The sequence below is a fragment of the Pelistega indica genome, from assembly GCF_000506865.1.
In the GTDB taxonomy this organism is placed as follows: domain Bacteria; phylum Pseudomonadota; class Gammaproteobacteria; order Burkholderiales; family Burkholderiaceae_B; genus Taylorella; species Taylorella indica.
The window spans coordinates 1-5773 of the sequence record NZ_AYSV01000127.1; the positions used below are offsets into that span (position 1 = coordinate 1).

A 5773-nucleotide genomic window follows, 5' to 3' on the forward strand; every position below is an offset into this window, starting at 1 on the left:
CTTAAATTTAGCTMAGCAATTAAAAAATGTGTACGCAAGCATGCAAAATTATGGGCGTATCGAGGGATACATTTTATCGCTATAAAGAATTGGTTGAAGAAGGCGGTATAGAGGCACTCATTGATCGTAATAGACGGGTGCCTAACCTTAAAAATAGAGTGGACGAAGCCACTGAGTTAGCGGTGATAGAGATGGCGATTCATTATCCTGCCTATGGTCAACTAAGAATTAGCAATGAGTTGCGTAAACAGGGAATATTTGTATCACCTAGTGGTGTTCGTTCCGTTTGGTTGCGGCACAACTTGGAGAACTTTACCAAACGTCTAAACGCCTTAGAGGCGAAAGTACAGCAAGAAGGAATTATTCTGAATGAGCAACAAATACAAGCTCTTGAACGCAAGAAAGATGAAGAGCAAGCCATGGGTGAGATTGAAACCGCGCATCCTGGCTATTTGGGTTCACAAGATACCTTTTATGTGGGGCATTTAAAAGGGTAGGACGTATTTATCAGCAAACATATGTCGATACTTACAGTAAAGTAGCGCATTGTAAGCTATACACCTCTAAAACCCCTATTACTTCTGCAGACTTACTTAATGATCGTGTATTACCTTTTTATGCAGAGCATGATTTACCTGTATTACGCATTCTGACAGATAGAGGAACAGAGTTCTGCGGTAAGGTAGAGCATCATGATTATGAGCTTTATCTAGTTATTAATGAAATTGAGCATACAAAGACTAAGGCTCGATCACCTCAAACCAATGGTATTTGCGAGCGCTTCCATAAGACCATTTTGCAGGAGTTTTATCAAGTAACGTTCCGCAAAAACTCTAATGCTGATTTAGATAGTTTGCAAAAAGACCTAGACGAATGGCTTGATTTCTATAATAATGAACGAACTCATCAAGGAAAGATGTGCTGTGGGCGAACACCCATAGAAACATTGATTGATGGTAAACAGATTTGGAACAGCAAAAAGCTGAGCTAAATCTAATCTGACAGACACCGCTTGTCAAACGGGGAACTGTCAGATGAAGTCTGAACTTCTACAAATTATAGTACTACTAGCCTCTTATATATTTGTCAACAAAATGAGCTTTTTGAGTCTCCATTTAATAATAAAAACAACAATTTATTTATAAGGTTTTGTCTTGATTGCACAAGATAAAATCCTTTCATTCTATAAAATACTATTTCTTTTTACGCATCTTCTTTTTTACCGTTGGTTTTGTTATTTTAGGTTCTGTCACAGGAATATTTTCTTTTTTCTTATCTGGATATGTGCGTACACCATCATGAATTTCTGATCCATCATTACATTTATAATATTGATACTGTATAGGCCATAAAAATTTAGAAACACTCCAGCAGCCAAGGCTAGGATAATATGTTTGACTAGAAAAACACCCTGTTAAACAGAACGCTGTCATCACTGTTACAAATAATAATTTCATACTATTTTTCCTCTGATAATTAAACTTTTTTAATAATTGAATTTTTGATGAAATGCGATAGACAAGCTATTTTTCTATAAGTCTTTAAGATCATCCAACACTATCCCCTCTGCTTTCGCTGAAATACCTAATGTCCACACTCTTGCCTGCTGAGGAATAGGATAAGCTCTTAAATCATCCACATGTAGGTTAATCTTACTCAACACCCCACTCATACAGTCATCAAACTCATCACTAGATCCTGTAAAAAGAAAAACACTTTTTTGAATTGGTAAGGCGTTATTACATAAGTATCTATATACTTTACCTAAACGTTTGGCACTAGAAATATCATAGCTAATAATCCACCTCATTTTTATCCTCTATACTATAAATATCAGGTAATTCAAAAATACTGCTATCCTCACATTGACTAAATAAACGCATATCTTGCAAAAGCTCTCTTAACAGTTCGCGCATAATCTTTCGAGATTTTTTAGCTACTTCTTCATACTCCTCGTAAAACCTAGCTCTCCCTGCCTTGCCCATTACGCATGCCTCTTCTTTAAAACTAAAATCTTCAAGACGTAAATTTCTCTGAACAAATTGTTCACGTAACCATTGGTCATACAGTGCTCTTACTGGTTCAATCAAATCACAAGCTAATGATGCTCTACCTGTGTATACTGTATGATAGAAACCACTATATGCATCAAGCCCTGCCAAATAGCACTGCCTAACTGCCTCGAAATAAAGCAATGTATAACCCAATGAAAGTACGGCATTAAAAGGATCTTTCGGCGGTCTTCTATTCCTACCACTAAAGCCTAAAGAATCAGGTAATACTTTGGCTAATAGCTGAAAATACTGAGCGGCTACTGCACCCTCAAATCCTCGAATAGAGTCTATATTGTCAGCTATATTGATAGACTCTTGACTGTTGTGAACTAAGGAAGTAAATTTATTCACATCAAGAACAGAAAGTGTTGAGTGTTCTCCTAAATAATGTATGAACTTTAATTGTTCTTGTAATTTTTTAATAATCCATTTTTGTGCCTGCTTGAGACTAAAGGACAATTGATTTGCCAATACATATTGCACTTGACGACGCTTGGCATCTACATGTTGATTAGGCATCAACATTACTGGTTCTTTTTTATATCCATTCAATACTAGAATACCCACACCTTGCTCACCCAGCTTACCAAGTACAGATGCTGAGAGTTGCAACTCACCATAGATACAAACCCTTTCTAAAGAGTGGATAGGTATAGTCCCAACACGACGATTTTCATCATAAAAAATTAAAGCTTTCCCTTCTGTTCTAAGACTTAAACCTCTACGATCAATGCATAGCGTGCTCATATATTTGTCTCCTAGATAATCAAAAAAGGTTCAAACTGCATGGGTTTAGCTTGTCCCCAACATAAACTTTCTATTTTTTCTCCTAAAGAAAAAGCATGAAATTTATCATTTTCTGCTTTGCTAATAATGCTTTCAATTTCAACTAAAGTATGGTGTAGTTCAACTTCAGTTAACCAGCATTCAAATAAGGATTTTTGGTACCCAATGGCGACACTTTGTAAGATACGTCTAACTTTGGCTTGTCGTTTTGGGCAAGTAATATCATATGCAATCAGAAAAAGAGAACGATTTGCCATTAAAGCCTCTATGAACTAATGATTTAATAAACATCATAGAGTAGAAACTATCCTGAAAAAAGCATAACAAATTTGTTGTCATTATCATATCTATGTATTTAATACTCTTTCTCAGGCATATTTACCGACAAATACCATTACATAGCGATTACATATCCTTAATATAGTTTGGTGAAGATATGTTTGAGTGAACAACTTTTTGATTGCTTTACTTAGCCAGCCTCTCTATTTCTAAGCATTTCTTGATAAATAATATAAGTCTTTTGCCAAAAAAAGGGCTCAAGATGAGCCCTTATATCTCAACGTAATCCGTCTAACCCGTGTGGCATATCGAGTATACTCGCCCTACTTTGTTCAAAGACAAAGCCGAATAGTACGACGGAGACTTACATGGGATAAATCAATAAACCATACTAACTTTCATATCACTCAAGCAATTGTCGATTCTGTTTATACAAATCATCTAAATACTGCTGTATCAAACGGATATTGTTTTTTGATACACCAAAATTTTTCGCATACTGCTGGAACATTGACAAAGCATCTACTACTCCTCTAATAATAATTCTTGCTTCACTCCATGAGTCAAACCCTGCAATATCTGCTAATTTCTGTATAGTCTTTAAAGCAGGCTGCTTACCTTGTCCTAAAAATGCTGTAGCATGTTCCCCAAATTTTTGAGGACTAAATGTTGCATCGTAGAAAGGAGAAAGTTGCCATTGAGCATTATCTTGCTGTAAAAATGCCCAGTTTTTACTGTGATCATCTTGATTAGCTGCAAATAGATTAAACATAGCACGTAAAAATTGCTGCTTACTGGCTTGTGTATCTTTAGTTAAAATTTTGCTGGCTTTAATTAAATCAATATAATCCAAACTAGGTAATCTAAAATCAGCATCCAATAAACCTGCTGCACTCAATAAATGCAGACGACCTGCGTTTGCAGGTAACCAGTCAAAACGTTTAACAGCTAACCAAGCATTTGCTCCACTTTCTTTGGGTGCAGATAATAATTTCCATTCTGTTGTCTGTATCCCAGCTATCTGTGCCATTGTTAAATACACAGCTTCACATATACCTTCATCATGCCCCAAAGCGAGTTGGTGTGATGTAAATTTAATCAACCATGCATCATCACCTTTTTGCCCAATAGTTCGGCAAAATTTTGTTAAATCACTATTACTATAAAGTTGTGCTTTGGGACGCGCCCCACCTGAACTACCAGCAGCAATTAGCGTCTGTAGCACTTCGTCTGTTTGCCCATCAAATACAGCTTGTGCTTGCAAACCCAGTTGCGCAAATGAAGTTTCATTATTTTCTGACTGCCATATCATATATGGTTCATAACTTAATGCTCCCATTGCTGACTGCCCGACAAAAGCAAGTCTATCCATTGCAGTTACTTGGGATGGTGCAATACCTTTGCTACGGAAATATCGGTCTTGCAACAACAACCCCCAACCATCTGGCAAACTATCCGCAAAAACGCCATGCAAGCCACCATGTAACCCAGCTAAAGCAAGCTGCAACGTACTATTTGCTTGTAAACGAAAAGGTGAAAGATTATCAAATTTCTCTAGATAATCAGACTGATATTGAAAATAGACACCTTGTTTATTCTGTGCTAGCTCACCTACCAATACTTTTTGACCAGTACTCAATGTTCGGTAAACTGCTAGCTGACGTGTAGGATTAAAATTTGTCATTTAACACCTCTTCGATGCTTTTAGGTGCAATTATTTTTTCTTTTGTCTGCTGACATAATATATTAAGTCGTTGAATATCATCAAGCACCAACCATAGCTGTAGAAATTGACGTAAAGAGATTTCTGATGTTGCTTCAAAACGCTTAATTGTGGGCGCAGGAACACCACTACGCAGAGCCAATGCCTCACGAGATAGTTTCATCTCTTTACGTTTTTGCCGTAAATAAGCAACGAGGTTATTCTGTGTATCACGATTATCCAGCAAATTAAAATTAGATATTATATTATCCATTTTTCTTATTAAAATATTATTTTAGACACTATATTATCCATTTTATCAAAATTAATTATTATTGTCTTGATATTAATTCTTGATACCGTTGTTCCAAAAAACCATAAAGTATCTCAGTAGCATTAGATTTATTTAATCCCCTAACCATCGGGGCTTTTCTTAATCTAAACGCTGAAGCGAAAATCGCCCAGCTTCAAGAGTCTTAATCCCCTAACCATCGGGGCTTTTCTTAATAACGAGCATTGCACGACTCGTAGACGCATTCCTATGTCTTAATCCCCTAACCATCGGGGCTTTTCTTAATAACTGCCTACCTGACAGATTCCATACCAGCTTTCTCGGTCTTAATCCCCTAACCATCGGGGCTTTTCTTAATATTTATGCTAGCTTCTCCTTTGGAGAAAAGGTTAGGTCTTAATCCCCTAACCATCGGGGCTTTTCTTAATGGGAAACCTTTGTAAAATATTATATGGTAGCCCGTTGTCTTAATCCCCTAACCATCGGGGCTTTTCTTAATACCGCGCTGGTGCTGATGACACCTGTATATTTGAGTCTTAATCCCCTAACCATCGGGGCTTTTCTTAATCTAATAGAGCTGCTTACCTTTAATGAACTCCCAACGTCTTAATCCCCTAACCATCGGGGCTTTTCTTAATCTGAGAGCCAAGTTAGAAAAGC

The 5773-nt window shown here is 36.8% G+C and carries 6 protein-coding genes, 1 pseudogene and 1 CRISPR repeat array; of the genes and pseudogenes, 1 reads left to right on the forward strand and 6 read right to left on the reverse strand.

The genetic code is table 11. The features are described 5' to 3' along the window. Positions 1 to 991, forward strand: a pseudogene (locus V757_RS26205) (IS481 family transposase); the annotation flags it as partial. 202 nt (positions 992 to 1193) lie between these two features. Here the strand turns inward: V757_RS26205 and V757_RS26210 are convergent. From V757_RS26210 to V757_RS26235, 6 genes are all read right to left on the reverse strand, one after another. Next, positions 1194 to 1457 carry a hypothetical protein gene (locus tag V757_RS26210; RefSeq protein ID WP_023953028.1) on the reverse strand — a complete coding sequence of 88 codons (264 nt, stop codon included), beginning with the start codon at positions 1455 to 1457 and terminating at the stop codon, positions 1194 to 1196. A gap of 74 nt (positions 1458 to 1531) precedes the next feature. Then, positions 1532 to 1810 (reverse strand): CRISPR-associated endonuclease Cas2, encoded by a 279-nt coding sequence (cas2, locus tag V757_RS26215; protein ID WP_023953030.1) that lies wholly within the window; start codon positions 1808 to 1810, stop codon positions 1532 to 1534. Next, the gene (gene cas1 / locus V757_RS26220; RefSeq protein WP_023953033.1) at positions 1794 to 2801 is read right to left on the reverse strand and encodes a CRISPR-associated endonuclease Cas1; all 1008 of its coding nucleotides are present in this window, start codon (positions 2799 to 2801) and stop codon (positions 1794 to 1796) included. The genes cas2 (V757_RS26215) and cas1 overlap by 17 nt, the downstream gene beginning before the upstream one ends. Positions 2802 to 2812: 11 nt before the next feature. Then, positions 2813 to 3097, reverse strand: a complete 285-nt coding sequence (cas2, locus tag V757_RS26225; protein ID WP_023953035.1) for a CRISPR-associated endonuclease Cas2 — start codon at positions 3095 to 3097, stop codon at positions 2813 to 2815. 425 nt (positions 3098 to 3522) lie between these two features. After that, positions 3523 to 4803, reverse strand: coding sequence for a type II toxin-antitoxin system HipA family toxin (locus tag V757_RS26230; protein WP_023953037.1), 1281 nt, complete (start codon positions 4801 to 4803; stop codon positions 3523 to 3525). Next, positions 4790 to 5095 (reverse strand): helix-turn-helix domain-containing protein, encoded by a 306-nt coding sequence (locus tag V757_RS26235; protein ID WP_023953038.1) that lies wholly within the window; start codon positions 5093 to 5095, stop codon positions 4790 to 4792. The genes V757_RS26230 and V757_RS26235 overlap by 14 nt, the downstream gene beginning before the upstream one ends. A gap of 129 nt (positions 5096 to 5224) precedes the next feature. After that, positions 5225 to 5751: direct repeats of the CRISPR family, unit length 35 nt; unit sequence GTCTTAATCCCCTAACCATCGGGGCTTTTCTTAAT. The last annotated feature ends 22 nt before the right edge of the window (positions 5752 to 5773 follow it).